This is a genomic window from Rhizobium leguminosarum, from assembly GCF_001679785.1.
Classification (GTDB): Bacteria; Pseudomonadota; Alphaproteobacteria; order Rhizobiales; family Rhizobiaceae; genus Rhizobium; species Rhizobium leguminosarum_R.
Genome location: NZ_CP016289.1, coordinates 146,984 through 172,333, shown reverse-complemented (window position 1 = coordinate 172,333; position 25,350 = coordinate 146,984). Strand labels below are relative to the sequence as shown.

The 25,350-nt window shown below is 61.0% G+C and carries 25 protein-coding genes; 12 read left to right on the top strand and 13 right to left on the bottom strand.

Going from position 1 to position 25,350, the window contains the following annotated elements; genetic code table 11:
• Positions 1–10: 10 nt before the first annotated feature.
• Positions 11–766, bottom strand: coding sequence for a histidine utilization repressor (gene hutC / locus BA011_RS32345; RefSeq protein WP_065283873.1), 756 nt, complete (start codon positions 764–766; stop codon positions 11–13).
• A 197-nt stretch (positions 767–963) separates the two neighbouring features.
• Between hutC and BA011_RS32340 the strand changes: the two genes are divergently transcribed.
• The 5 genes from BA011_RS32340 to BA011_RS32320 all read left to right on the top strand — a co-directional run bounded on the left by BA011_RS32340 (position 964) and on the right by BA011_RS32320 (position 5,751).
• Complete coding sequence (locus BA011_RS32340) at positions 964–1,806, top strand: transporter substrate-binding domain-containing protein (RefSeq protein ID WP_065283872.1); 843 nt, start codon at positions 964–966, stop codon at positions 1,804–1,806.
• Positions 1,807–1,910: 104 nt separating this feature from the next.
• Entirely contained in the window at positions 1,911–2,636 is a 726-nt protein-coding gene (locus tag BA011_RS32335) for an ABC transporter permease (RefSeq protein ID WP_065283871.1), read from the top strand.
• 10 nt (positions 2,637–2,646) lie between these two features.
• A complete protein-coding gene (locus BA011_RS32330; RefSeq protein WP_065283870.1) occupies positions 2,647–3,351 on the top strand; it encodes an ABC transporter permease in 705 nt (234 codons plus the stop codon).
• Between the two features lie 139 nt (positions 3,352–3,490).
• Positions 3,491–4,267, top strand: a complete 777-nt coding sequence (locus tag BA011_RS32325; RefSeq protein WP_017968271.1) for an ABC transporter ATP-binding protein — start codon at positions 3,491–3,493, stop codon at positions 4,265–4,267.
• A complete protein-coding gene (locus BA011_RS32320) occupies positions 4,264–5,751 on the top strand; it encodes an HAL/PAL/TAL family ammonia-lyase (protein ID WP_065283869.1) in 1,488 nt (495 codons plus the stop codon). The genes BA011_RS32325 and BA011_RS32320 overlap by 4 nt, the downstream gene beginning before the upstream one ends.
• 6 nt (positions 5,752–5,757) lie before the next feature.
• Here BA011_RS32320 and BA011_RS32315 read toward each other — a convergent pair whose 3' ends face one another.
• From BA011_RS32315 to BA011_RS32290, 6 genes are all read right to left on the bottom strand, one after another.
• On the bottom strand, positions 5,758–6,300 hold the full coding sequence (locus BA011_RS32315) for a hypothetical protein (protein ID WP_065284164.1): 543 nt from the start codon (positions 6,298–6,300) through the stop codon (positions 5,758–5,760).
• 191 nt (positions 6,301–6,491) lie between these two features.
• A complete protein-coding gene (locus BA011_RS32310) occupies positions 6,492–7,307 on the bottom strand; it encodes a hypothetical protein (RefSeq protein ID WP_065283868.1) in 816 nt (271 codons plus the stop codon).
• A 224-nt stretch (positions 7,308–7,531) separates the two neighbouring features.
• Positions 7,532–8,320 (bottom strand): DUF481 domain-containing protein, encoded by a 789-nt coding sequence (locus tag BA011_RS32305; RefSeq protein WP_065283867.1) that lies wholly within the window; start codon positions 8,318–8,320, stop codon positions 7,532–7,534.
• A gap of 90 nt (positions 8,321–8,410) precedes the next feature.
• On the bottom strand, positions 8,411–10,687 hold the full coding sequence (locus BA011_RS32300) for a tetratricopeptide repeat protein (RefSeq protein ID WP_065283866.1): 2,277 nt from the start codon (positions 10,685–10,687) through the stop codon (positions 8,411–8,413).
• Between the two features lie 73 nt (positions 10,688–10,760).
• Positions 10,761–11,771, bottom strand: a complete 1,011-nt coding sequence (locus BA011_RS32295; protein ID WP_065283865.1) for an HAD family hydrolase — start codon at positions 11,769–11,771, stop codon at positions 10,761–10,763.
• Positions 11,772–11,857: 86 nt separating this feature from the next.
• Positions 11,858–13,528, bottom strand: a complete 1,671-nt coding sequence (locus BA011_RS32290) for an arylsulfatase (protein WP_065283864.1) — start codon at positions 13,526–13,528, stop codon at positions 11,858–11,860.
• A 292-nt stretch (positions 13,529–13,820) separates the two neighbouring features.
• On the opposite strand from BA011_RS32290, the gene BA011_RS32285 reads away from it, so the two are divergent.
• The 6 genes from BA011_RS32285 (at position 13,821) to BA011_RS32260 (ending at position 19,039) form a co-directional block, all read left to right on the top strand.
• Positions 13,821–15,716, top strand: a complete 1,896-nt coding sequence (locus BA011_RS32285; RefSeq protein WP_065283863.1) for a sensor histidine kinase — start codon at positions 13,821–13,823, stop codon at positions 15,714–15,716.
• Positions 15,713–16,345: a response regulator transcription factor gene (locus tag BA011_RS32280; RefSeq protein ID WP_065283862.1), complete on the top strand. Its 633-nt coding sequence runs from the start codon at positions 15,713–15,715 to the stop codon at positions 16,343–16,345. The genes BA011_RS32285 and BA011_RS32280 overlap by 4 nt, the downstream gene beginning before the upstream one ends.
• A gap of 99 nt (positions 16,346–16,444) precedes the next feature.
• Positions 16,445–16,816: a response regulator transcription factor gene (locus BA011_RS32275; protein WP_065283861.1), complete on the top strand. Its 372-nt coding sequence runs from the start codon at positions 16,445–16,447 to the stop codon at positions 16,814–16,816.
• A gap of 302 nt (positions 16,817–17,118) precedes the next feature.
• Positions 17,119–17,856 carry a phosphatase PAP2 family protein gene (locus tag BA011_RS32270; protein WP_027665706.1) on the top strand — a complete coding sequence of 246 codons (738 nt, stop codon included), beginning with the start codon at positions 17,119–17,121 and terminating at the stop codon, positions 17,854–17,856.
• 209 nt (positions 17,857–18,065) lie between these two features.
• Complete coding sequence (locus tag BA011_RS32265; protein WP_065283860.1) at positions 18,066–18,818, top strand: COG4280 domain-containing protein; 753 nt, start codon at positions 18,066–18,068, stop codon at positions 18,816–18,818.
• A complete protein-coding gene (locus tag BA011_RS32260) occupies positions 18,815–19,039 on the top strand; it encodes a hypothetical protein (RefSeq protein WP_065283859.1) in 225 nt (74 codons plus the stop codon). The genes BA011_RS32265 and BA011_RS32260 overlap by 4 nt, the downstream gene beginning before the upstream one ends.
• A gap of 147 nt (positions 19,040–19,186) precedes the next feature.
• On the opposite strand, the gene BA011_RS32255 is transcribed toward BA011_RS32260, so the two are convergent.
• The 5 genes from BA011_RS32255 to BA011_RS32240 all read right to left on the bottom strand — a co-directional run bounded on the left by BA011_RS32255 (position 19,187) and on the right by BA011_RS32240 (position 22,948).
• Complete coding sequence (locus BA011_RS32255; protein ID WP_065283858.1) at positions 19,187–21,748, bottom strand: GcvT family protein; 2,562 nt, start codon at positions 21,746–21,748, stop codon at positions 19,187–19,189.
• A gap of 100 nt (positions 21,749–21,848) precedes the next feature.
• A complete protein-coding gene (locus tag BA011_RS46670) occupies positions 21,849–21,935 on the bottom strand; it encodes a hypothetical protein (protein WP_420493452.1) in 87 nt (28 codons plus the stop codon).
• Positions 21,936–22,114: 179 nt separating this feature from the next.
• Positions 22,115–22,354, bottom strand: coding sequence for a hypothetical protein (locus tag BA011_RS32250; protein WP_017957896.1), 240 nt, complete (start codon positions 22,352–22,354; stop codon positions 22,115–22,117).
• Positions 22,355–22,363: 9 nt separating this feature from the next.
• Positions 22,364–22,624, bottom strand: coding sequence for a hypothetical protein (locus tag BA011_RS32245; RefSeq protein WP_032991118.1), 261 nt, complete (start codon positions 22,622–22,624; stop codon positions 22,364–22,366).
• Positions 22,625–22,627: 3 nt separating this feature from the next.
• A complete protein-coding gene (locus tag BA011_RS32240; protein WP_020053007.1) occupies positions 22,628–22,948 on the bottom strand; it encodes a helix-turn-helix domain-containing protein in 321 nt (106 codons plus the stop codon).
• Positions 22,949–23,196: 248 nt separating this feature from the next.
• On the opposite strand from BA011_RS32240, the gene BA011_RS32235 reads away from it, so the two are divergent.
• On the top strand, positions 23,197–24,258 hold the full coding sequence (locus tag BA011_RS32235) for a class I SAM-dependent methyltransferase (RefSeq protein ID WP_065283857.1): 1,062 nt from the start codon (positions 23,197–23,199) through the stop codon (positions 24,256–24,258).
• Positions 24,259–24,287: 29 nt separating this feature from the next.
• Here the strand turns inward: BA011_RS32235 and BA011_RS32230 are convergent, their stop codons facing one another.
• The gene (locus BA011_RS32230; RefSeq protein ID WP_186806617.1) at positions 24,288–25,313 is read right to left on the bottom strand and encodes an AraC family transcriptional regulator; all 1,026 of its coding nucleotides are present in this window, start codon (positions 25,311–25,313) and stop codon (positions 24,288–24,290) included.
• Positions 25,314–25,350: the final 37 nt, after the last annotated feature.

The following is a 25,350-nucleotide window of genomic DNA, read 5'->3' as shown; positions in this document are numbered from 1 at the left end:
GGGCATGTTTTCACTCCTCGAACATCTTGCCGCTGCGGGCTTCGAGCCGGTAGCGATGGCCGGGATAGACGAGGCGGGCGGTCGAGACCACCTGCTTTGCAGACCAAGTGCGCCGGCGGATCGTCAGGCAGGGTTCGGTCTTCATGATGGTCAAGAGCTTGCATTCCCAGGCCTGCGGCATCGCCGCCTCGACGACGTGCTCGGAGCCGCTGAGCGGGGCCGCAGCGGTCAGATAGGCGTTCGGCGTCAGCGTGGTGAAATCCTGGGCGAGATATTCGGGAGCGGCCTCCGGATGGACGAAACGATCCTCGATCTGCACCGGAACGCCATTTTCGCTGTGGACGATCAGCGAGTGGAAAACCGCGGCACCAATCGGCAGTTCCAGCGCGTCGGCAATCTCGGGAGAGGCGGTTTCCTGGGCGAGGACGATGACGGAGGCCTCGTGGACATGGCCGCGTTCGGCGATTTCCTCGGCGATGTTGCGGACCTCGAACAGCGCCGAATAGCCCTTGCGCTCGGCGACGAAGGAGCCGACGCCCTGGATGCGGATGAGTTCGCCCTCGTTGGCAAGTTCGCGCAGCGCCCGGTTGGCAGTCATCTTGCTGACGCCAAGTTCGACGACCAACTCGTTTTCCGAGGGCACGCGGTATTTCGGCGGCCACTCGCCGCTGTGAATGCGGTCGAGGATCACTTGCTTGACGCCGGCATAAAGCGGCGTGCTGTCATTTTCCGCCAGTTCGCGCTTCATCTCGCCGGAACGCTTCATTGCCTATTCCTTTTGCATCAATGGAATTCGCCACATAAATCGACATTCCCACTTGCATATCACAAAATATCTCATATGGTACCATATACAACCTCCCAGTCGGTCCTTGAAACAGAAATAGGACAGGAAAGGGCAAGCCGGCGAAGATCGGCCGTGGTGCCGCAAGGTCTGTTTCAACTCCAGAGGAGAATTCACAAATGAAATTCAGCGCAATCCTGTTTTGCGGTGTGGCGGCTTTTTCCGCCTTTGCCGCGCCTGCCTTTTCCAAGGACTGGACGAAGGCGACTATCACTCTCGAAGGTGCCTATGCGCCCTGGAACCTCACCAATGCCGACGGCACGCTCGGCGGCTTCGAGCCGGAACTTGCCAAGGTGCTCTGCGAACGCGCCAAGATCGAATGCACGCTGGTTGCCTCCGACTGGGACGGCATGATCCCGGCGCTCAACGCCGGCAAGTTCGACGTTATCATGGATGCCCTATCGATTACCGAAGAGCGCAAGAAGATCATCGACTTCACCATTCCCTATGCCGCCACGCCCGCCGCCTTCGCCGCCGCCAAGGACAGCCCGCTGGCGAACGCCGCCGGCACCGGCGCCACGATCAAGATGACGCTCGGCCAGACCGGCGTGAAGGAGATCGACGCGCTGAAGGAAGTCTTCAAGGGCAAGACGATCGGCATCCAGGCGGCGACCGTCTACGCCAAGTTCGTCTATGACAATTTCGGCGACATTGCCGAGATCCGCGAATACAAGACCGGCGCCGATCGCGACCTCGACCTGCAGAACGGCCGTATCGATCTCGGCTTCGATGACGCCGTCTATTTCGCCAACGCGTTTAAGGCCGCCAACGACACGCTCGCCTTCACCGGCCCAGAGATCGCCGGCTCGATCTGGGGCGAGGGTGAAGGTCTCGGCCTGCGCAAGGCCGATACGGACCTGCGCGACAAGTTTAATGTAGCGATCAAGTCCGCACTCGCCGACGGCACGGTTAAGACCCTGTCGATGAAGTGGTTCAAGATGGACGTCAGCCCGCAGCAGTAAACGTTCGGCCTTTCGGCCGCAGACACGGGTCTCCGGCTTTATCGCCGGGGACTGCGTGTTATTGTCAATCCGCAAAACACTGCCACGGACGGGGAACGGACGCTATGGCAAGCTTGGAACTGCTCGGCTTCGGCTCGACCGGATGGGGCGCGCTGCTCATTGCCGCCGCCTTGATGACGCTGGCCGTCACGGCTACGGCGCTGGCGATCGGCGCGGTGCTCGGCGCGATCGTCGCGGCGGCAAAACTCTCCGGCAATCTTTTCCTCGTCACGCTCGGCAACGTCTATACGACCGTGTTTCGCGGCGTGCCCGAACTGCTGATCATCTATCTCATCTATTTCGGCGGCTCCTCGGCCGTCACCGCGATCGGCCAGGCAATGGGTTACGAGGGTTTCCTCGGCTTGCCCTCCTTTATCGCAGGCGCGCTTGCCGTCGGCATCATCTCCGGCGCCTACCAGGCGGAGGTGTTCCGCGGCGCCTTCCTTGCCATCTCCAAGGGCGAGCTCGAAGCCGCCTCGGCGATCGGCATGCATCGCGGCATGCGCCTTCGCCGCATCATCATGCCGCAGGTGTTTCGCCTCGCCATTCCCGGCCTCGGCAACGTGTGGCAGCTCAGTCTCAAGGATTCGGCGCTGATCTCCGTCACCGGCCTTGCCGAGCTGATGCGCACCAGCCAGGTGGCGGCAGGCTCGACCCGGCAATATTTCCTGTTCTTCATCGCCGGCGGCTGCCTCTATCTGCTCCTGACAAGCCTTTCGGACAGCATCTTCAATGGGGCCGAACGCCGCGCCAACCGCAGTATGCCGGCATCCGCCATGGGCCAAGCGTAAGGAGGCGACAATGGATTTCACCTTCATCGCCTCGACCCTGGTCACCCTGCTCAAGGCCGTACCGACGACGCTCATCCTGTTTTCGCTGTCGATCATCACAGGTGGCCTGCTGGCGCTCGTCATCGTCTGGATGCGGACCAGCGGCAACCCGGTGCTTTCTAGCTTCGCCAAGGGTTACATCTTCATCTTCCGCGGCTCGCCGCTGCTGATCCAGATGTTCCTGGTGTTCTACGGCCTCGGCCAGTTCGGCTTCATCCGCTATTCCTTCCTCTGGCCGTTCCTGCGCGAGCCTATGGTCTGCGCCGTGCTGTCGCTGGCGCTCTGCACCGCCGGCTATACGGCGGAGATCTTCCGTGGCGGCATTCGCGCCGTCTCGCCGAAGGAGATCGAAGCGGCGCGCTCGATTGGTATGTCCGGCTTCCTGCTGGTCCGCCGTATCCTAGCGCCGATCGCCTTCCGCCACGCGCTGCCGGCCTATTCCACCGAGATCGTGCTGATGATGAAGTCGACGGCGCTCGCAAGCCTCGTCACCGTCTGGGAAGTGACCGGCGTCGCCCAGCGGCTGATCTCGCAGACCTACCGCACGATGGAAGTCTTTCTCTGCGCGGCGATTATCTATCTCGTCCTCAACTTCATCATCCTGCAGGGCATGGCCTTGCTCGAATATTCGCTGTCCCGACACCGCCGCGCGGCCCCGCAGGCGCTGAAGGCGTAGACGATCTAGAACAGGATGATTTTAGGCCGGGTCGGCCTAAAATCTGAATCCTGTTCTAAACTAAATAGTTAGAGCATGATGTTGTCCGAAAACCGCTCACACTTTTCGGCATCATGCTCGTGACCCGATTGGAGCACCCATGCCAGGCGTAACCCGACTATCGGTCCGCAATATCCGCAAGAGCTTTGGTACGCACGAGGTCTTGCGCGGCATTTCCCTCGATGCGGAAGACGGCGATGTGATCTCGCTGCTCGGCGCCTCCGGCTCCGGCAAGTCGACCTTTCTGCGCTGCATCAATATGCTCGAAACCGCCAGTGACGGCGAGATCTGGGTCGACGGCGAGGAGGTCCGCATGGTGCACAAGGGCGGGCGAAGCAAGCCGGCCAGCCAGAAGCAGGTGGACCATATCCGCTCCGAGCTCGGCATGGTGTTCCAGTCCTTCAATCTCTGGTCCCACATGACGATCCTGCAGAACGTCATCGAGGGTCCGATCCATGTGCTGAAGCGGCCGCGCGCCGACTGCATCGCCGAGGCCGAAGCGCTGCTCGAAAAGGTCGGCATATCAGATAAACGTCATGCCTATCCGGCCCATCTTTCCGGCGGCCAGCAGCAGCGCGCGGCGATCGCCCGGGCGCTGGCGATGAAACCGAAGGTCATGCTGTTCGACGAGCCGACTTCGGCGCTCGATCCGGAGCTTGTCGGCGAGGTGCTGCGCGTCATGCGCGCGCTTGCCGAGGAAGGCATGACCATGCTCGTCGTCACCCATGAGATGAGCTTTGCCCGCAACGTCTCGAACCGCGTCGTCTTCATGCGCGAAGGCTTGATCGAAAGCAGCGGCAAGCCGGACGAGATGTTCACCGGCGGCGCGACACCCGCTTTCCGCCAGTTCATCGGCCATTTCGGAAGCGGTCAATGACGATCACGATCGATGCCGTGCTGACCTGGCGCCATGTCGCGCGCGTCGGGGCAGGGGAAGCGCTCGCGCTCTCACCGGACGCCTGGGGTCGGGTCGAGCAGGCAAGCCGCATCGTTGCGCGTATCGTCGAAACGGGCGTGCGCGCCTACGGCGTTAATACCGGCGTCGGAGCGCTGGCGGATACCGTCGTCGATCGGGCCTCGCAGAGCCTGTTGTCGCGCAGCATCGTGCTCAGCCACGCCTGCGGCGTCGGCCCATTGCTGGCTGCCCGCGAGGTGCGCGCCATCATCGCCGCTGAGATCGCCAATTTCGCCCATGGCCATTCCGGCGTGCGGCGCGAGATCGTCCAGCATCTTGCGGCGCTGCTGGAACATGATTGCATTCCCGACGTGCCGTCCAAGGGCTCGGCCGGTTATCTCGTCCACAATGCCCATATCGCGCTTGTTCTGATCGGCGAAGGCAGCGCTGATCTGGGCGGCCGGCGCATGAGCGGCCGCGAGGCGCTTGCCGCGATCGGGCTCGAACCGTTGGTGCTCGGTGCCAAGGAGGGCTTGAGCCTCGTCAACGGCACGGCCTGCGCCACCGGCCTGACCACTGTCGCGCTGTCCCGCGCCGAGCGGCTGCTCGACTGGGCCGATGCGATCGCAGCCCTGACGCTGGAAGCGGCGGGCTGCCAGATCGCCGCCTTCGACGCGGCTGTGCTGGCGCTGCGCCCATCGGCGGGAATAGAGAAAGTCGGAGCGACGCTGCGCGCGCGGCTTGCCGGCAGCGGTCTTGTCGCCGCCGCCTTCGGCCGGCGCACGCAGGATGCGTTGAGCCTTCGCTCGGTGCCGCATGCCCATGGCGCCACCCGCGATGTCTTCGACAATTCCGCCCGCGTCGTCGATCAGGAGCTTGCCTCGGTGACGGATAATCCGGCTGTCTCAGGCACGCCGGAACAGCCGATCGTCTCCTCCGAGGCGCATGCGGTTGCCCCGGCGCTCGGGCAGGCGGCCGATAGCCTGGCGATTGCGCTCGCTCAGATCGGCGCGATCAGCGAACGGCGTATGGACCGGCTCGTTAACCCGCTGGTAAGCGGCCTGCCTCCGTTTCTGGCTAGCGACGCCGGCAGCCATTCCGGCTTGATGATCGCCCAATATACCGCAGCCGCCCTCAGCAACGAGAACCGCCGCCTTGCCGCGCCAGCGGCCATGGACGGCGGGCTGACCTCGGGCCTGCAGGAAGATTTTCTCGCGCATCCGACGGCCGCCGCCGGCAAGCTGCTCACCGTCATCGACAATGCCGAATACATCCTGGCGATCGAGCTGATGGCCGCTGCCCAGGCACATGATTTCCTGGCGGCGACGGCGCCGCGGGCGCCAGGCACCGACCTTGTCTATCAGGCCGTGCGGGAACATGTTGCCCATTATGGCGACGAACGGCCACTCAACGGCGATATCGAGGCTGTCCGCAGCCTGATCCGCGAGACTGCGCCGCCGCTGTGATCGGCCTCAGAACGGCTGGGTTTCGGAATTCTGCTTTGGCTTTTCGCCGGCCTCGAGACGTTTGAGGCACTGGGCGAAGGTCGGGTAGAGCTGCTCCACCCGCGAGAGCGGCAGCGTCCAGTCGCCTTCGTCGCCGGCAAAGCTGATCTGCACGTCAGGCATTCCGGCAAAGGAATTCTTGATGATCTTCTTCAGTCCGGCGCTCCCCTTGCTGGCCGGACCCCAGAGGCGAAGCGTGTTCTTGTCGAAGAAATCGGCAGCGATGACTTTCGTCGCCGTACGGTCGGTCAGCGTCACCTCGGTCTTGGTGTCGGCCGGAATGTCCCATGTGGTCTTTGCGACCAGCCAGAACGTCTCGGTCGCGCTCTGGCGGAATTCCATGGTCTTGCCGATCTCGCTGTCCCACAGCAGGCGGCAATAGGGATGCGGGCTCTCGTTCGCAAAGCCGACCGACCATTGTCTCGCGCCGCCCATCCATTCGGTCTCGCCGAAGGCTGAGACCGGCTGCAGCAGGGCCGCCATCAAAACCATTACTGTCGGAATTTTCATCGCCGAAATCGTCTCCAACGCAATCGGCTCCAGCGATAGCAAAAGAAGGTTGAGCTTTTGCTACTAAAGCGCCGCGCGACTTTTCATGTGCTGGAGCAGTCTCGCGATGAATACCAGACGAGCCCACATTCCCGGGAGGATCGTAAATCCGAGCCCCGGAAGATCTTCGGGCAGCGCCCCCGGCTGCGGTTTCACTTCGGAAAGAGGAACGTGACCGCGACGCGGAAGCCGAGTCCTTCCGGGCCATTGTCTGGAGCCGCTGCCCAATATCGTATGCCCGCCGTCAGGCTGATCGGCTGCTTGTCGATGGTAATCAGCTTGGCGACTGCGAAGTTGATCGGTACCGACCAGTCATTCGTTTCCCAGTTATATGTCGACTCCGTATTCAGCGAGAATGTCCAGGCGTCCTTGGTCGTGTAGGAGAGGAACGGCTGGAGGAACGTCGAACTCACATCCTCGCGATCGCTTTGACCAGCGAACGACCAGATGTGGTTCCCGAGAAAGCCGTAAGTCCAGGGGCCGTCCTGCTTAAGGACGACCGCTGTCGGACCCGCGCCCCACTTGCCGCTTCCGAGGAGCTCGTCCGTCGCCGTCGGCAGCAGGAACACGGGGCCGACGCCCCAGACGATGCCGCTCTCGGTCGGCTTGGACGGCGAGAAGAAGAAGCTTTGCGTGATGTCGCCCAGACCAAACTGCGTTCCCAACGGTCCGGCAATGTCGTTCTGCCATGTGACTGGCAGGATGGTGCGCGAGATGACGTTCCAGTCCTCGTTTATCTTGAAGGGAATGACCGGCTGGATGTTCAGAGTTGCCTTGTCGCCATCTTCGGGACCGTAGCCGTGGTCGTAGTTGAACTGGAAGGGCACGCTGATCAGCGAGGCGATCGGGTTCGACAGCTTCTTCGCGAGATCTTCGCTTGACTGAGCGGCTGCAGTCCCTGTCCAGACACCGAGCGGCGCGACAACCAATACTACCCAAGAAGCGATTTTCTTCATCAATGTCTCCATGATCCGATCGAACCCAGCCCGCGAGGCAGGCTTTCTCCGGAGTGAAACGATATCCCCCGGACCGATCCTGTTGATACCGAACTGCGAGTCGCTGTTCTTGTTACGGCGGCTCTTCTGCTTCGGGGGAAGTCATTGTTCCGGCTCATCGTGGACAGCAGGACTTCAAAAGGCGAGGATTCTGGAAGGATGAATCGCTGACAGTACGAAGTTCGCCGGCCCGGGCGTTAGAACCGGATGGCCACCCCTAAGATCGGCCCCTGCTGGACGACGTCGAAGACGAACCCGTCATTGTCGTAATTGACGCCCAGTGCGCGATATCCCGCGACCGCCGAGATGCTGTCGTTGAACTTGTAGCCCAGGCCCAACGCCACGTCCCAGTCGAGATCGGCGCCGCCGGCGCCCACCAGCCCCCATCCGGTGAGATAGATTTCCGGCGTGAAGAAGTAGTTTCCTCGGACGCCGGCGACGGCATCGACCCAAGTGGCGCTGTCTTCGACATCCACTCCGGCGAGAATGCCGCCATTGAAGGAGATCTCGGTTTTGGCCGACCAGACCTTCATGCCACCAACCACGTCGAGGTGGCCATTTTGGTCTTCGAGCACGGCGTAACCGACGCCAAGAAATCCCGCGAAGGTCTTCGATGTCACATCGACGCTCTCGGCGAGGATGCCGGCAGGTGTGTCGGCGTCGGCACCGAGCTTGGTATAGATCACGTCACCGACGATGCTGAAGCGATCGTATCTTGCTTCACCTGCCGCCATGAAAGCGAAGTCGAGATTTTCAAGAATATCGCCGAAATCCGCGTCGACATGAACTTCCGGGAGCCCAAACTGCCCAATATCGCCGGATAAGCCGGCAGCCCAGAAATATGGCGCGAAGGTGAATTCCCAGCCGCTCTGGCTCTCGACCGTTTTTGCTTCCGGCGTGAGCGGCGTGATATCGGCGGCGTTGCCGGCCGACGCGGCGGAGATCCCCGCCAATAGCAGAATGGCACGCAAGTATATGGCTTTCATGAGAATCCCCCGATCTCGTTTGTCGCCTCGGCAATGCTGTCCCGAGTCGGCACTGTGCAGCGAGAAGTAGATTTCGACAAGCCTAAATACCTATTTTCCGTTGATCGCCTGCTTCAGCTGCCCGATGAGGCCTGAAATCTCCAAGTCCTCAGGTCTCAGTCGCGCCAGGGCTTCGGCGTGTTTCAGCGCCTCCGGCAGCCGTCGAAGCTTGAGACTGTATTGGAGTGCCAGGCCGATGACGTCGGCGTCTGCGCCCGCCGCCCAACCATCCAGTCTGTCCAGTGCCTCTTCTGTCCGGCCAGCGGAATCGAGAGCGACGGCAAAGGTCGTCTTGTAGCGGGAGTTTTGCGGATCGAGCCGCACCGCTTCCGCGAGTTCCGTAATAGCTTCGGCCAAAGCCCGCTTGCGCACCAGGGAGAGCGCATGTCCGTAACGCAGATCTGCGCGTTCGGGCGCCATACCGATCGCTTCGGCATAGGTCTGCTCTGACCTGTCGTTTCGGCCGGTAGCACGATAGAACTCGGCGAGATTGATGCGCATTGTCTCCAGTGTCGGGTCGAGCGAAATCGCCCGCCGGAAGGCGGCTTCGGCCTCAGCCGTACGCTGTCTGGCGAACAGGAAGAAACCATAACTGCTTTGTGTTTCCGCGACGTCGCCATTCGTTTCGACATAGGCGCGCAGGTCCGCGACAGCGGCTTCGAAATTGCCCTGCTGATCGCCGAAGAGGTGGGGCGGAGTGCCGGCGAGTGCGTTGGCGGCAGCAACGCGCACCGCGCGCGTTTGATCGCCGAGCAGCTTACCGATCGCCTCCAGCCTCTGCTCCGAAGGAATGTTGCGTGCCGCTTCCGCAGCACCGAGCCTGACGAGCGGATCTGCATCGGCTGCAGCCGTTTGAATGTCGGCGGCGATATCCGCGCCGCCAGTCCTGCTCATTGCGGCGATGGCGCTGCCCCTGACAATTCCTGCTTGGGTATGGTCGCCGACAAGGATGCGCAGAGCCTCCACCGCAGCTTGATCTCCGTTCGCAGCTCCGGCAAAGGCATGGGCGATCGACGGGCGTTTGCGCCATTGCGCTCCATACCATTTGTCCATTGTTTCGGCTGCCCAATCATTCGTTCTGCCGACATGGCAGGTCGTGCACGCATTCGGCATTCCGAGGGCTGCCGACAGGTCTGGCCGGGGGATGACGAAGGAGTGGTCGCGGCGCGGGTCGACCTTCATGTAGGTGCGTTCCGGCATGTGGCAGTTGGCGCATTGTGCTCCGGTGGAGCCGGCCTGGTGACGGGTGTGCTCGGGAGCGTCGAACAGCCCGCTCGGGTCCTGGTTGACGAAGCGCTCCGGCTTCGTCTCCGTGTGGCATTGCGTGCACAGTGCATTGCCCTCGGCTTTCAGGCCGGCATCGTGCGGCCGATGACAGTCAAGACAGGTCACGCCCGCCTTTGCCATCTTGCTTTGCTGAAACGAACCATACTCGAAGACCTCGTCGAGTATCTGTCCGTCCGGGAAATAAAGATCCTGTCGGAGCAGGGCGGGGGAGAAATAGTCGAGAAAGGGCTTTCCCGGTTGATAGCCGTCCAGCAGCCTGGTGCGCCGGGCATGGCAGGCAAAGCAGATGCCTGCGTCGACTTTCGGCAGACCTGTATTCGGCTTGACGGAGGATGAGGCGTTGGCGGATTGCGCGGAAGCGACGTGCTTGGCGCCCGGACCATGACAGGACTGGCAGCCTATGCTGGTGGCGACGTAGGTCGACTTGTATTCGTTGGTCTGCGGTTGAAACTTCGCCTGGGGATCGGTCGAATGACAATCGATGCAGGTGCGGTTCCAGCGATAGAAGGGACCTGTCCAATGATAGGTCGAGCCCGGTTTGGCAGGAGCGCCGTCGCCGAGCCAGAACCACTGCCGTCTAGCCGTATCCCAGGCGATGTCGAGAGCCTGCAGCCGTCCGCCTCCGATGTCGATGAGGTATTGCTGCAGGGGCTCGTAGGCGAAGGTATATTTGACTTCGAACTCGGCTTGGCCGCCGTCCGCTGCCTCGGTGTTCACGAAGAAGCGGCCATCGCGGCGGGTGAAGGTCGTGACGACCCGGTCATGTTCGAACCTGCTATTGTCGAAATCGCCGCGCACCGTTTCGTCGTTGGCCAACGCCATGGCCTTCGCGTGGTGGGACTTGGAAAAAGCCGCCGCCTGATCGGCGTGACAGGATCCGCACGTCCATTCGTCCACGAAACCCTCATGGATCGATATTCGCGGGTCGGCAGCGGGCGTCGAGACGGCGTCACTCGCAAGGCTCCGCCCGGCAAGGGCGAGCAACAGGAAAAGCAGGAGGGCCACCCCTCTCACCGCTGCTGATCGAACAGACGCTGCCACTCAATCGCTCCCTGTCGACGTTCCAGAAGGTCGCGGCGCCGTCGTGCAACGCTTCGGCGCTCGGCTCATTCCCCTAGTCCTTGAACACCTGCTTCCAGTCGGCTTTCATATCGACGACGGTCCAGCCGGCGATTGCGGCCGCGTCCAGCGCCTTGTCGAGGCGGCCGAATTCGGTATCGCGGTCGTAGGCGTATTCACGCTCGGCATCGGTATGATGGATCAGCACGCCGAGCCTGGCGGGGCCACCGCCCATGGTCGTCCATTGCAGCATTTGGAGATCTCCGTCGGAATTGCCGAAGGCGGCAATCGGCCGGCGGCCGATATGCTGGTTGATGCCGACGGGTTTGCCGGCCTTGTCGTCGATGAAGTTGACTTCGGGAAGCCGATAGAGGGTCGGCGTGTCGTCCTGCATCCTAAACTCGGTCTTGATCGACGAGCCGATCACCTGCTCGGGCGGGACGCCGTAGACTTTTTCCGCCCATGGCCGCATGAACTCGATGCCTCCGCCTGAAACGATGAAAGTCTTGAAGCCGTTGGCGCGGAAATAGGCGAGAAGCTCGACCATCGGCTGGTAGACGAGTTCGGTGTAGGGCCGCTTGAATTTCGGGTCACGGGCCGAAGCGAGCCAATCGGTCACGACCTTCTGGAAATCGCTGCTGGTCATTCCGGCATGCGTGGTCATGACGAGCTCGACGAGGCCCTTTTCGCCGGATGCCGCGAGCGCCTTCATGTCGCCTTCGAGCACCGCCTTGAACGGCTGCGTTTCCTTCCATTCCGGATGCTGCGGAGCAAGCACCTTCACCCGGTCCAGGGCGAAAGCAAGCTGCGTATACATTGGATGCTCGACCCACAGCGTACCGTCATTGTCGAACACGGCGACGCGCTCCGGTTCCGGGACGAAGTCAGGCGATCCCTGACCGGTAACCTTTTCGACAAACGAGACGATGGCAGCCTTCGAGGCAGTATCGTTCCAAGAGGGTAAAGGATCGTTTTGAGCGTATGCAGAAGTAACGAAGAAGAGAGCCGCCGTAACGGCCAGCGTTCCGTCGCGGGCCGATTTGAACAAATTGTGGATCGCGAACATTGTGGTGTGCTCCAAATTGCTGCTGCGATGTCAGATAGCCGGTTGGAAGACGGCGGCTCTGGCCGGATCCAGGCCGCCGCGCGATATCAGTTGCCGGTCGGCATCGGAATGCTCACGCCTTCCTTTGCCAATGAGTCCCGTATCCACTGGAAGCGATCGTAATCCGACAGTGTGATGGGACCGTTATAGGTCAGGCTCTGGGGCTTGCGAGGTGGGTACTCCACGTAGGTGGTCATGATTTTCTTCAATTCCTCGCCCATGACGACGCCCATCCAAGTCCGCTCCGTGAAATTGTTCATGAAAATGTCGTAGCGTTCCTGCGGGTCCTGCCACAGATCGAACACCTGGGGCACCGTGGCGACATACTTCTCCTCACCCTTCCAGCCGAGGTTGGTGTCGACCGCCAGCCCGCCCGTGGAGGCTCCGTTATCCCCGCGGATATTGAATGCGAACTTGTAGTTGTTGACGCGTATCGCACCGGGCGAGAGCTCGTTTTCGGTAAAGTAGAACCATGACTTGCGTTCCGATTTTCCGGTGCCGAGCAGGATCGGCGACATGTCGTAGCTATCGAACACGATAGGCTTGTCTTCGCGATCCTTGTCGGGCAGCGGAACCGCGCCGACTGCGGCGAATGTCGCCATCAGATCGAGACCGCCGACGATGTCGTGGTTCTTGGTGCGGGGTTTAATCTTTCCCGGCCAGACCGCAATCGCAGGAACACGGTTGCCACCCTCTCGCAGGGTGCCTTTGGTTCCGCGGAACGGGGTGTATCCGGCGTCTGGATAGACGTCCTGCCACGCCCCATTATCGGTGGTGTAGAAAACCAATGTGTTGCGGTCCATTCCGGTTTCCCGCAATTTGTCCATGATCCGGCCAATGCGAGTGTCGAGTTCCACAATCGAGTCCGCATACTTCGACTTCGACAGGGACTTGTGCTCGAACTCCGGGGCCGGCATGTTCGGCTGGTGGACCTTCATGAAGTTCACGTTGATGAAGAAGGGTTCGTCCGGCTTTTTGGCAGCCTCGTCAAGAAAGCCCAGTGCGGCCTTCTCGACGTAACTGTCAAAGAAGGGAACGCCGACAACGCCCTCCTTGCCGTCGATCACGGGTGTGTCGACGTACTGCCCGTTGACCTTGAATTCTTCGGTCACGGGTCCGCCGGCTTTGCCGGAAAGCGCCCCTTTCGTCACCCTTTGAAACATTTCGCGCAGCTTCGGATCCATGTCCGGAAACCAGGTAGGGTCAGCATAGGTGTAGGCATTGAGATGATAGAGGCCGGCATACCTCATTTCGTCATAGCCCTGAGCGTTCGGTAGCGCATAGTCCGCTTCGCCGAGATGCCATTTGCCGGTGAAGTAGGTGTGATAGCCACCGCGTTTCAGGACGGAGGCAAGCGTCCATTCCGCCGCTGGCAATCCGCCGCCCTGACCCTGAAAGGCAACTGTCGTCATGCCGCTGCGGTTGGGTATTCGCCCCGTCTGCATGGCGGCGCGGCCGGGCGTGCAGCTCGGCTGGGCGTAGAAGGAGAAGAAGGTCATGCCGTCTTCAGCCAGCTTGTCGATGTTCGGGGTCGGCATCCCACGACCTTCACCCCCGCCATAGGGGCCGAGATCGCCATAGCCTGTATCATCCGAAACGATGAACAGGATGTTGGGTTTTCGTTGGGAGTCCTGCGCTTGCAGGGGCGAGGCCGCACACCAGAGAATGGTGGATGAAGCCAGTGCTGCGATGCAGCGGATAAGGATTCTGCTGTTCATGTCAAATCCCTCCATTGACGTTTTTGAATGACCGCTCGCGGCAAAGGCTGCGATTGGCATGCGTCGATTCAACTGGACTGCTTAAAATGAGGATCCTGCCGGAGCTACCTCGGGCAGGGATGCGAAAGCCGGCGGCATCTCTGCTCCGACCCGCTGAACCTTACCGAATGCTGCCTTCGCCCGATATTGTACTTAAGGGAATCTCTTCACGCGGTGGCAATCGAAAGTAGTGATGCGTAGATGACGCCGCAGCGAGAAGCTGTTATTGTCGCCCGGCTTTGGGGGAAAGCGGATGGGCTTGGGCGATTGGTCAGGTCGATTATGCTGCACTGCCTTTTTTTTGGCGGTGGCCGCCCTGAGTGTGTCCAGTCGTCAGGCAGCAGCCTCCGACACCTCGATTGCCATCATCGATCGGGTTCCCCGCGTCCTCGTTCTTTATCCCTATGACGAGAGGATCGCGGCGACGACCGCTGCCGGAGAGGCGTTGAGAAGCCGTCTGCTGGAGGCGACCAACGGCAAGATCGATCTGTTTTCCGAGTTCCTGGATCTCTCCCGGTTTCCGGAAGGCGAACATGTCGCGCGCATGGCCCGATATCTGGGCGAGAAATACGCAGCGCGCCGCCCCGACGTGGTCGTGGCCGTCGGCAGGGAATCGGCCAGCTTCATCGTCGCGAACCGCGGCACGATCGCTCCCGGCGCCAAAATCGTAGCCGCCGGCTTCGGCACCGCCACCGCCGAGAAGATCGCTTTGCCGGATGACGTGATCGGAGCCTTCTCGACATTCAACATTCTGAAGACGGCCGAGATGGCCCGCGGCCTGCAGCCCGATGCCCGCCACCTCTACATCGTCGGAGGCTCGTCCGACTTCGACCGGAGCTGGCTGACGACGGCTCGCGCGGATTTGAAACAGTTCTCCAAATCCTATGATACGACGACCTATCTGGAAGATCTGGCGATCGACGAATTCGTCGAACGCGCGTCCCGCGTCCCGCCCGACAGCATCATCCTGGCATTGACGGTCTTCAAGGATCGGACAGGGCGCAATTTTGTTCCGCGCGACGCGATCAGGCAGATCGCGGCGACCGCCAGCGCGCCGGTCTATGGACCTTATCAGACCTACATCGACTATGGCGTCGTCGGCGGCAATACCGTCACATTCGATGCGCTGGGGCGGACTGTCGGCGACCTCGTCATCGATGCGATCGCCGGCAAGCCGGCGTCGGATCTCGAAGCGCCCCAGACCTATGTCGCCGATGCCCGGCAACTCCAACGCTGGGGGCTCGCCGAAAAGGATCTGCCGCCGGGCACGGTCCAGATGCACAGGGTTAAAAGCCTCTGGGAGGAACACTGGGTCCTATTGGTGGCGGGGAGCGGCCTCCTGTTGGCGCAAGCCGGCATCATCTCGGTGCTGCTGCTCGAGCGGAGGCGGCGCCGCGACGCCGAGCGCAGCGCGCAACTTCACTTGCTGGAAGCCGTCCATCTCAACCAGTCCGCGACAGCCGGAGCATTGTCCTCGTCGATCGCTCACGAACTGAACCAGCCCTTATCGGCCATTCGCAACAATGCCGAGGCGGCCTCGGTGCTGCTTCGAAGAGAGCCCCCCGATCACGAGCTGATCCAGCAGATTCTTCTCGACATCCAGGAGGACGATCAACGCGCAGGCGATATCATCAGTCGGATGAGAGAATTGCTCAAGAAGAGAAACGAGATCGATTGGCAGGAGTTCGATCTGAACGATGTCACGTCGAGCGCGATCCGCATCATTCACGGCGAGGCGGAACGGCGCGGAATTAAGCTGACCTCAACCCAGCCGCCGGGCGAGCTGCCCGTGCGTGCCGACAAGGTTCATGTGCAGCAGGTTATTCTCAACCTGGCGACCAACGGGATGGATGCGATGCTGAACGCCGTCCCGGCCGGGAGAACGCTTAGCTTCGCCACGGGACTGGCGAACGAGAAGGCGGAGCTGCGGGTTTCCGACACCGGAGATGGCATTCCCGAAGAGAGGCTGATCCGCATCTTCGAGCCGTTCTATACTACCAAGCAGGCGGGTACCGGGCTTGGGCTTTCCATAGCCCGCGCCATTCTCGAGACCTATGGCGGTACCATCCGTGCCGACAACCGCCCCGAAGGAGGCGCGGTCTTTCGCGTGGCCCTGCCGCTCGCCCACAGGGAGGAGCGATCGAGATGAAACCGGTTGTCCATATCGTCGATGACGACAAATCCTACCGGACGGCGACCGCAAGGCTGCTTTCCGCACACGGTCTCAAGGTCGAAGCCCATGAATCCGGAGACCAGTTTCTCGCCCGCCTTTCCGCTTGCGAGCCGGGCTGCGTTCTTCTCGACCTCCAGATGCCTGGCCAGTCCGGCCTGCAGATCCAACGCCGGCTGCGCGAGCTGGCGCCGCTATTACCGGTCGTGTTCCTGACGGGGGAAGGAGACATCAAGGCGAGCGTCGAGGCGATGAAGGCGGGCGCCAAGGATTTTCTGGAGAAGAGTTCGACCACGGCGGCATTGATGGAGGCGATCGATCGCGCTCTCATCCAATATGAAAGACAGCGGGCCGGACACGACCGCCTTCAAGCCCAGCGGGCGCTTGTGGCGGGGCTTAGTCCGCGCGAGGCCGAAGTGTTCCGGTTCCTCATTCGCGGCCGTCTCAACAAGCAGATCGCTTTTGCGCTCGGCATCTCGGAGCGGACGGTGAAGGTACATCGACATCAGGTCATGGAAAAACTTGCCGTACACTCGCTGGCCGAGGCGGTGTCGATCGCCGCAAATATTGGTCTCATCGACCAGGATACGGCATCGCCGGCGGGGTGACAGGACTCCTTCCCCTTAGGACAATATCAATCGACCTCGAAGCGGCCTAATTTGATCGGGAACCGTTAATCTCTCATATGTTCAAAAGAGGGGCATGAGGTGGTGAACCTTCGCCGCACGGTCGCTGTCGTCGATGATGACGCAAGCCTACGGCGCAGCCTCGGGCGGCTGCTCAACGCCTACGGTTTTCTGGCCGAGGAGTATGCATCCGCCGAGGACTTTATCGCTCGCGATCGGAAAAAGGCTATAGATTGCCTTGTCCTTGATATCGACCTCGGTGGCATGTCCGGCATCGATCTGCAACGCCGGCTGAAGGCCGAGGGGACAGTCCTTCCGGTGATTTTCATTACCGCGCTGGAAGCCGGCTCCGTGAAGGCGGAGGCGGAAAAGGTCGGATGCGTTGCTTATCTGCAGAAGCAATTTTCCGGAGCCGCGCTGATTGCGGCCATCAACAAAGCATTGAGATCGTGAACTGATCGGGGCGGTAGACGTTGCGCTTTCGAAGGACGACGGTCGGCGTGCGATCGCCGCTTGATGGTGTGCGGAGGTAGCCATTTTTACTGACCTCGCTGCGGCAGTCCTTTGTCAGGACGCGACCAAGTCAATCCCTTCCCCCATCTCGCGGATGATGCCAGTGAACCATGGACGGCGACGTCGCCGAGCGTAAAACTCGCTTCAGGTGCGTCATTTAATGCCGTTTGACCTTGAATCCTGCGGTTGCATTGCCGATTTGGCGAGGACCGGCATCATGTAAAGGGAGCTCGACGGCAGGCATGACTGAGGTTCAACGACAAGGTTTTCTGACAAGGCTTACCGCCTATGAACCGCTGACGCTGATTACGCTCGCGTCGATCGCGGGCGGATTGTTCGTGCTCCAGCGGCTGACGAGTGAAGTCCTGGAAGGCGAGTCCTTTCGCTTCGATGAGGTAATCCTGCTGGCGTTGAGACGCGCGGACGATCTTGCCGTGCCGATCGGCCCCGGATGGCTGACTCATGCCGTCGACGATATCACCGCCCTCGGCGGCATCACCGTTCTCTCGCTGCTGACGGCTCTGATCACCATCTATCTTTTGTTCGACCGGCGCTGGCCGATCGCCATCTTCGTCTTTTCCTCGGTGCTGACCGGCTGGCTGGCGAGCGCGACGCTGAAGATTCTCGTCGCCCGGCCGCGTCCCGATATCGTGCCGCATCTGGTCGAAGTGAGCGATCTCAGCTTTCCCAGCGGACATGCCATGGTCTCGGCGGTGACCTATCTGACGCTAGGGGCGCTCGTGGCGCGAACGCAGCGTTATCCGTCGACCCGGATCTTCGTCATGGGCGCCGGCGTCTTCCTTGCCGTCATCGTCGGTTTGAGTCGGATCTATCTCGGGGTCCATTACCCCACGGACGTCTTAGCCGGATGGTGCGCCGGGGCTTTATGGGCGCTCGGCTGCTGGTTGATCTCGAAGCGGTTCATTCCGAGCCGCGCGCCTGACGCTGCCGCCGAGGCTGAAAACGGCGACAGCAGATAGCTCTCCCAAGTCTCGTCCATCGCGTTGGCGGCGGAGGGATAGGGGATGTCGATCAAGGCGGATGCGCTTCCAGATTTTCGATTTCATCCTTCAATACCCTTCATGCACAATCTTTAGCAGCGCACGCCTTTTCCCTTTCTCGCAGCTGTTGCACAGTGCTGCCGGCATCAACAACGCATTGATCTCCGCCTGTATAACGGACAAGAACCATGACAACTCTGACAACGATCACCTCGACGGTCACGGCCGCATTTCTCGGCTCCTTCGTCGAGGTCGTTGAAGCCTTCACCATCATCCTGGCCGTCGGCGTCACGCAAAGCTGGCGGCCGGCCTTCATCGGCACCGGTCTTGCGCTCGGCGTTCTGGCCATCCTTGTGCTGGCGCTCGGTCCATTGCTCGGCCTCATTCCGGTCGAGCTGATGCAGTTCGTCATCGGAACGCTGCTCGTTCTCTTCGGCCTGCGCTGGTTGCGCAAGGCGATCCTCAGGGCTTCGGGCTTCATCGCGCTGCACGACGAGGACAAGGCCTTTGCCGCCGAGACGGATAGCCTGAGGCGCCAATCCTCCGAGCGCCGCGCAAATCTCCTGGCGGGCATTGCGGCCTTCAAGGCCGTGCTGCTCGAGGGGATCGAAGTGGTGTTCATCGTCATCGCCACCGGCGCCGGACATGGCATGATCGGTTATGCCAGCCTTGGGGCGGCTGCGGCTTGCCTTTTGGTGCTGATCATCGGCATCTTCGTGCACAAACCGCTTTCGGCGGTTCCGGAGAACAGCCTCAAATTCGTCGTCGGGCTGCTGCTCAGCGCCTTCGGCATATTCTGGGTCGGCGAGGGCATCGGTGCCGACTGGCCGGGCGACGACCTTTCGCTCCTGGCGATCCTTGCCGTGCTTGCCGTCTTTTCCTTCGCCGCGGTCCGGATGCTGCGCCAGTATTTCAACGCCCATGCCGAGGTCGCCGCATGACGAATATTCTTAAAGTCGTGTTCAAGGAATTCTTCGGCATGTTCATCGACGACGGCGCATTGGCGCTGGCGGCGCTGCTGCTGATCGCTGTCGTCGGCGTGCTGGTGAAATTCGCCCATGCCGACGCGTTACTCGCCGCTGCTCTGCTTCTCCTCGGCTGCCTGCTGATCCTCGCCGAGAGCGTGGTGCGCGCGGCGCGGAAGAAGTTTCAGGGGAAATAGCCTGGAGCATGACGCCGACAACATCATGCTCTATTTCTTTGATTTAGGGCAGCTATTGGGCACCTGGAACAGGTGTCACTAGCGAGCTCATCGAGCCGCCGTTCAGTGTGGCGCCCCGTGCTTGCGGCGCCACATGCACTTGAGTGCTTAGCTGCGCGGCTTCAAATTTTCCGGGTCATAGATCGGCTTGTACCCGACGCCGACAACCTCGACCGGATAAGTCTCGGCGAAATACTCGACATTCAGCCTGCGTCCGACCTGGCAATGCGACCAAGGCAGATAAGCCAAGGCGATGTTCTTTCCGACCGTTGGGCCGTAGGCGACCGAGGTCGTGTAGGACCGACGGCCAAGCTCGTCGACCAGAACCTCTCCCGTGGCGGGATCAATAACCGGCATGCTACCCACCGGATAACGCTTCACGCCTGATTTGTCGGTGTTCTCGCTCATCACAAGCGTGCAGAGCATGGCCGGCTGGTGCTCACGCGCCTTGTATTCCAGATGTTTCGCCTTGCCACGGAAATCGGCTTCCTTGACCTTCGGACGGGCGAGATCGGCTTCGATCAGGTTGTATTGGGTCAGCAGGTCGGCGTTCTGCAGGCGCAGGCTCTTTTCCATGCGGCGCGAGTTTGCATAGGTTTCGACGCCGAAGGCCATCACACCGGTCGAGCGCAGCGCATCCCAGACGGCGAGACCGTCTTCGTACTTCATGTGCAGTTCCCAGCCCTGCTCGCCGACATAGGAGATGCGAAAGGCGGTGACAGGCTTACCGGCGATTTCGATCGGTTTGATCGCCGCAAAGGCGAAGTTTTCCTGATCGAGCCCGGCCGGATCGGCCACGGCCTTCTTCAACGTGTCGCGCGCGTTCGGACCCCAGATGCCGATCGTTACGAATTTTTCCGAGACGTCGGTGATGGTCACGTCAAGGCCACGGTCTTCGGCGACGCGCTTCATATAGTGCAGATCGCGCGGGCCGGCATCGGCGCCGTTGACGAGACGGCATCGATCGGCCATGCGGAAGACGGTAAAGTCAGCGCGCACCATGCCTTCGTCGTCGAGGAAGTGGGTGTAAATGCCCTTGCCGATGTTTGCATCGCCGCCGACCTTGGCGGCGCAGAGCCATTCCATCAGCTCGACATGATCAGGTCCCTCGATGTCGACCATGTGGAAGTGGCTGAGATTGACGATGCCGCAATCCTCGCTCATCGCCAGATGCTCGGCATTCGACACGCGCCAGAAATGGCGGCTGTCCCATTCATTCTCGCGAACCGGGACGCGGTCGGCGTATTTCTCCAGAAGATGCTCGTTGGCGGCGTAGCCGTGCGCACGCTCCCAGCCGCCAAGTTCCATGAAGTAGCCGCCGAGTTCCTTTTCGCGCTCGTAGAAGGGCGAGCGCTTGGCGTTGCGGCCGGATGCATAGGGTTCGCGGGTGTGAACAGCCGGGAAATAGATCTTCTGGGCGGCTTCGTAGCAGCGGCCCTCGATGAACTCTTCCGTCAACTGATGCGGATAGAAGCGGGCGTAGTCGATGCTGTTGTGATCGATTTCAGTACGGCCATCGGTCATCCAGTCGGCGATCAGCTTGCCATAGCCCGGGCCGTCCTTGACCCAGATGGCAACGCAATACCAGAGACCGCGCACCTTCTGGCTCTCGCCGCAGGATGCGCCGCCGCCGGCGGAAACCTGCAGCAGTCCGTTGAAGGAGTGACCTTCGTTATAGCCGAGTTCGCCGAGGATCGGCGTCAATTCCATGGCGCGCTCGAGCGGCTCGATGATCTGTTCCATATCGAGATCGCGCTGCGAGGGCGAAAGGCGCGCTTCGTGTTTTTCGAGAATGTCGCGCGGATGGCACATGCGCGGATTGGTGGCTTCGTAATAGCCCCACTCGATCTGGCCGCCCTCGGTCGTCGCCGGGTCGCCGGTATCGCGCATATAGGCGGAGTTGCCCTGGTCGCGCAGCAGCGGGAAGCCGATTTCCTTGCCGGTGCCTTCAAATTCATTATACGGGCCGAAGAAGGTGAGCGGGTGGTCGACCGGCATGACCGGCAAGTCTTCGCCGACCATCTCCGCGATCAGGCGCCCCCAGAGGCCGGCACAGACGATGACGTGGTCGGCCATGATCGTGCCGCGATGGGTGACGACGCCCTTGATGCGGCCGCCTTCGACGATCAGCGACTTCGCCGGCGTGTTGCCGAACACCTGCAGCTTGCCAGCCTTTTCGGCGGCATCGACCAGCTTGCCGGCAACGGTCTGCGAGCGCGGAATGACGAGGCCGGCATCCGGATCGTAAAGGCCGCCCATCACCTGATCTTCCTCGATCAGCGGGAACTTCTCCTTGATCTCGGAAGGGCTGACATAGTGAGCGCGCGTGCCGAAAGCGCGTGCCGAGGATAGCTTACGCTTTATTTCCTCCATCCAGGAATCGTCGCCGGTGCGCGCCACTTCGAGGCCGCCGATGCGGGCGTAGTGGCCCATCTTCTCGTAGAAATCGATCGAATATTGTGTGGTCCAGACCGACAGATAGTCGTGGCTCGTGGTGTAACAGAAGTCCGAGGCATGGGCTGTCGAGCCGATATCGGTCGGGATGCCCGACTTATCGATGCCGACGATATCGTCCCATCCCCGCTCGACGAGATGATGCGCGATGGAAGCGCCGACGATACCGCCGAGCCCGATGATGACGACCTTTGCCTTTTCCGGAAATGCTGCCACGTGCTGTTCCTTCTATTTATCGCACGAATTAAAATGACCTAACCGCGCTTGACGTACGCTTCGCGCGTGAGATGCAGGAGCCATGTCAGCGGTAGGGGTGTCACATTTGCCGAAGCAGCGGAACCCCCAGACCGCTCTGCATGGAAGCTGCGATGAGGGTATTATGCATAAGGCTCATGATAGTCATTGGTCCTACGCCGCCGAGTACCGGCGTAATTGCGCCAGTCCGGATCGAGGCGGCGAGGCAACCGCAAAACAGCGCCGGCGCCCCGGCGATCCGTCCTGCATCGAACGGTTTGGCAATGACTGGCGTGCGAGCGGATAGGCGAGCCTTTGTAGCTCGCCTATCCGCTCGCACGCCCGGGATCACGGCGCCGCAATCGCTGCAAGTCGATCGATGTCCACCAGCACGATGTCTTCGGAAACAGGCTCACGATTGTGCAGCCGGAACCATTCCGCAGCTTCGCGCACCCGATCTCCATGCGGCGGCGGATAGGCGCCAAGTCCGAGAACCCATTCCCGCACGGTCTCGCGCTCCATCCGCCCGGCCCGGTATCGATCGCAGACGGTTTTCGCCGATGCGACGAGATCATTGATACTTTTCACGGAATACCCTCAATGCACGGATGGCTCTTCATCTTCGAGAAACGATCGAATGCCGTCGCGCGCGACGACGGCCAGGAATTCGTCGAAGGCATCCCGGTCTGTCGCAAATGGCTCATCCCAGCGGATCAGATCTTCCGCTTGCGTGACCACTTCCATCGTCCAGTCTTCATTGCTGCCCGATGTGCGGAAGATATCGACGAGCACGGTGACACCGTCGTCGGTGAATTCTCCCGCCAGTTCGGAGTGTTCTAGCTTTTCTTTTTTTGCCATCATTCAACCACCCGCACCGGGCGGTGCGTCGTTTTCGAGATATTCTTCATATTGAACCGTCTCGGTCTCGTTCGTGTCGATCGAGGCATCGGCGCGTTTTGCGAGGCGAACACCCGCACCCCCGCCATTTTCGGGGATGAAAATTACACCTGCGCCTTCCAGGGCGTGCTTCATATCCTGAAGCGTTCGTTCGTAGGGAGAGCGCTTTCCCGCCTCGAAATTAGCAATCGTCGCCTTGGCGACTTTCGAGGCCGATGACAGATCGTCCTGGGACCATGCCAAAAGGGCACGAGCAGCACGGCATTGAGCGGAAGATAGACACAAAACAATAACCTTGCATCAAAAGTGTGATTCTGCCTCGAGAATATTATATTAAAAACGCAATTTCGATACAAGCGATGATGAAAGCAGGACCATGAGCACAAGACGTTGTGAGGCTTGGAATGGATCCGCCTGTTCCATTCTTTCGACCTTCAATACTCCACGCCCGTCTCTCGAATGACAAGCTTGATTGACTGAATATCATTAAAGTCTGATTTAGATCATCCTTATCACGCGCGGGGGAGGCAACAATGCGTGAACCAGATATGCAAAAACTCGATGCGCTTGTCGGTCGTCTTGTTGGAGACGTCGGCGCCGCCATGTCAGGTGCCCTGGTCGTGCTTGGCGACAAGGTGGGCCTCTTCAAGGCTATGGCCGACGGAACGCCGATGAGCGTCCAGGATCTTTCCGCAAAAACGGGGGTCAAGGAGCGCTACCTCAGGGAATGGCTGAGCGCCCAAGCGGCTGCCGATTATGTCGTTTACGATGAAAAGACCGATCGTTTCAGCCTGACGCCGGAGCAGGCGATGGTGTTTGCCGAGGAAAACAGCCCGGCCTTCTTCGTCGGCGCCTTCGAGGTCGTCCAATCCATGTGGATGGACGAGCCCAAGGTCGCCGATGCCTTCCGCACCGGCAAGGGCCTCGGCTGGCATGAGCACAGCACCTGCCTCTTTCGGGGAACCGAGCGGTTCTTTCGTCCGGGCTACAACAGCCATCTCGTCAATGAATGGATTCCGGCCCTTGGCGGCGTCGAGGAAAAGCTCAAGGCCGGCGCCAGTGTCGCCGATGTCGGCTGCGGTCATGGGGCATCGACCATCCTGATGGCGCAGGCCTATCCCGCCTCCCGCTTCACCGGCTTCGACTATCACGGCCCGTCGATCGAAAGGGCGAAGGCCGCCGCGAAGGATGCGGGTGTTGCGGACCGTGTGACCTTCGAGCAGGGCTCGGCGGCGGAATTTCCGGGGCGAGGCTATGACATGGTCGCCATGTTCGACTGCCTTCACGACATGGGCGATCCGGTCGGCGCCGGCCGGCATGTCAAGGAAACACTTGGGCCGAACGGGACGTGGCTGATCGTCGAGCCCTTTGCCCATGACCATCTCAAGGACAATCTCAATCCGGTCGGCCGGGTCTATTACGGCGCGTCGACGATGATCTGCACGCCGGCGTCACTCTCCCAGGAGGTCGGGCTTGGGCTCGGCGCACAGGCGGGAGAAATGAAGCTTCGAAAGGTCGCGCTCGACGCCGGGTTCACGCATTTCCGGCGTGCGACGGAAACGCCGTTCAACATGGTGTTCGAGGTGCGGGCCTGAAGCCAAGGTCCGCCGATCGGGACGACCAGCTATCGCAGCTTGCCGATGCTGGCATACATGCCCGTCGTGCGGAATTCGGTGGGATTGGTGCCGTAGACGCGGCGGAAGACCTTGGAGAAATAGTTGGGGTCCTCGAAGCCGCACATGATGGCGACTTCCTTGACCGGCAGGAAGTCGGCCTTGGTCAGAAGCTTGACGGCGCGCTGCAGGCGCTGCTGCAGCACGAATTCGGCCGGCGGCATGCCCTCGCTCTCGGCAAAGCTGCGCGAGAAATGCGCGCGGCTGAGGCCGACGATGCCGGCAAGCTCGCTGACCGGCAGCGGCTTTTCAAGATTGGCGTTGATATGGTCGATCACCGGCTGCATGAGGCTGAGCTCGGCGGCAAAGGCCGGCGAGCCGAAGACGTCGTCGTAAAGCGCCATCGCCGCTTCATAGGCGATTGCCGAGGCGGCACCTGGCGACGTGGCGCCCTTGACCAGGCGCAGGCTGCAATCGGCGAGATGATCGATGGTCGCGGGCTGCAGCTTCAGCACCGGGCCGGCGGTCGACAGCACCATCTGGTGGATGCGCAGCGTTTCCTCGCCATTCATCGAGATCCAGAAATATTCCCAGCGGTCGCCCTTCTCCAGCCAGTAGCGATGATTGTGCGGCACCAGGACGAGCAGCGTGTCGCCGCCCTGAAGGCGATAGTTGCGGTTCTGGTAGCGCAGCTTGCCGCTGCCGCTGATCGTGTGCTGCAGCACGGTGAAGGGCGTCTGGCCGCGCCGGCGGCCGTCCCAGTCATAGGTCTCGTTCTCGCGCACTTCATAGCCGGCGCTGGTCGGCATGGCGTGCAATCGCTGGCGGCCGCGGGGCAGAGAAACCGTCCTCATCGACTGTCCGTTGGCGATCAAATCCTGCAGCACAAAATTACCCCTGAAAGCATAATCCTTCTCTGGTCGCCCTGTCGATTTCGGGCATAATCCCCGCCGACAAGAGGAAGAGACCACGGTCGACAGAGCGGCCGGGAGGAAAAAGGCAGATTTTACGGCGTTTTCAGCCACATGCGTCAGCATGCGGCCTGATCCTCCATGGCCTTCTTTTCCTTAGCAT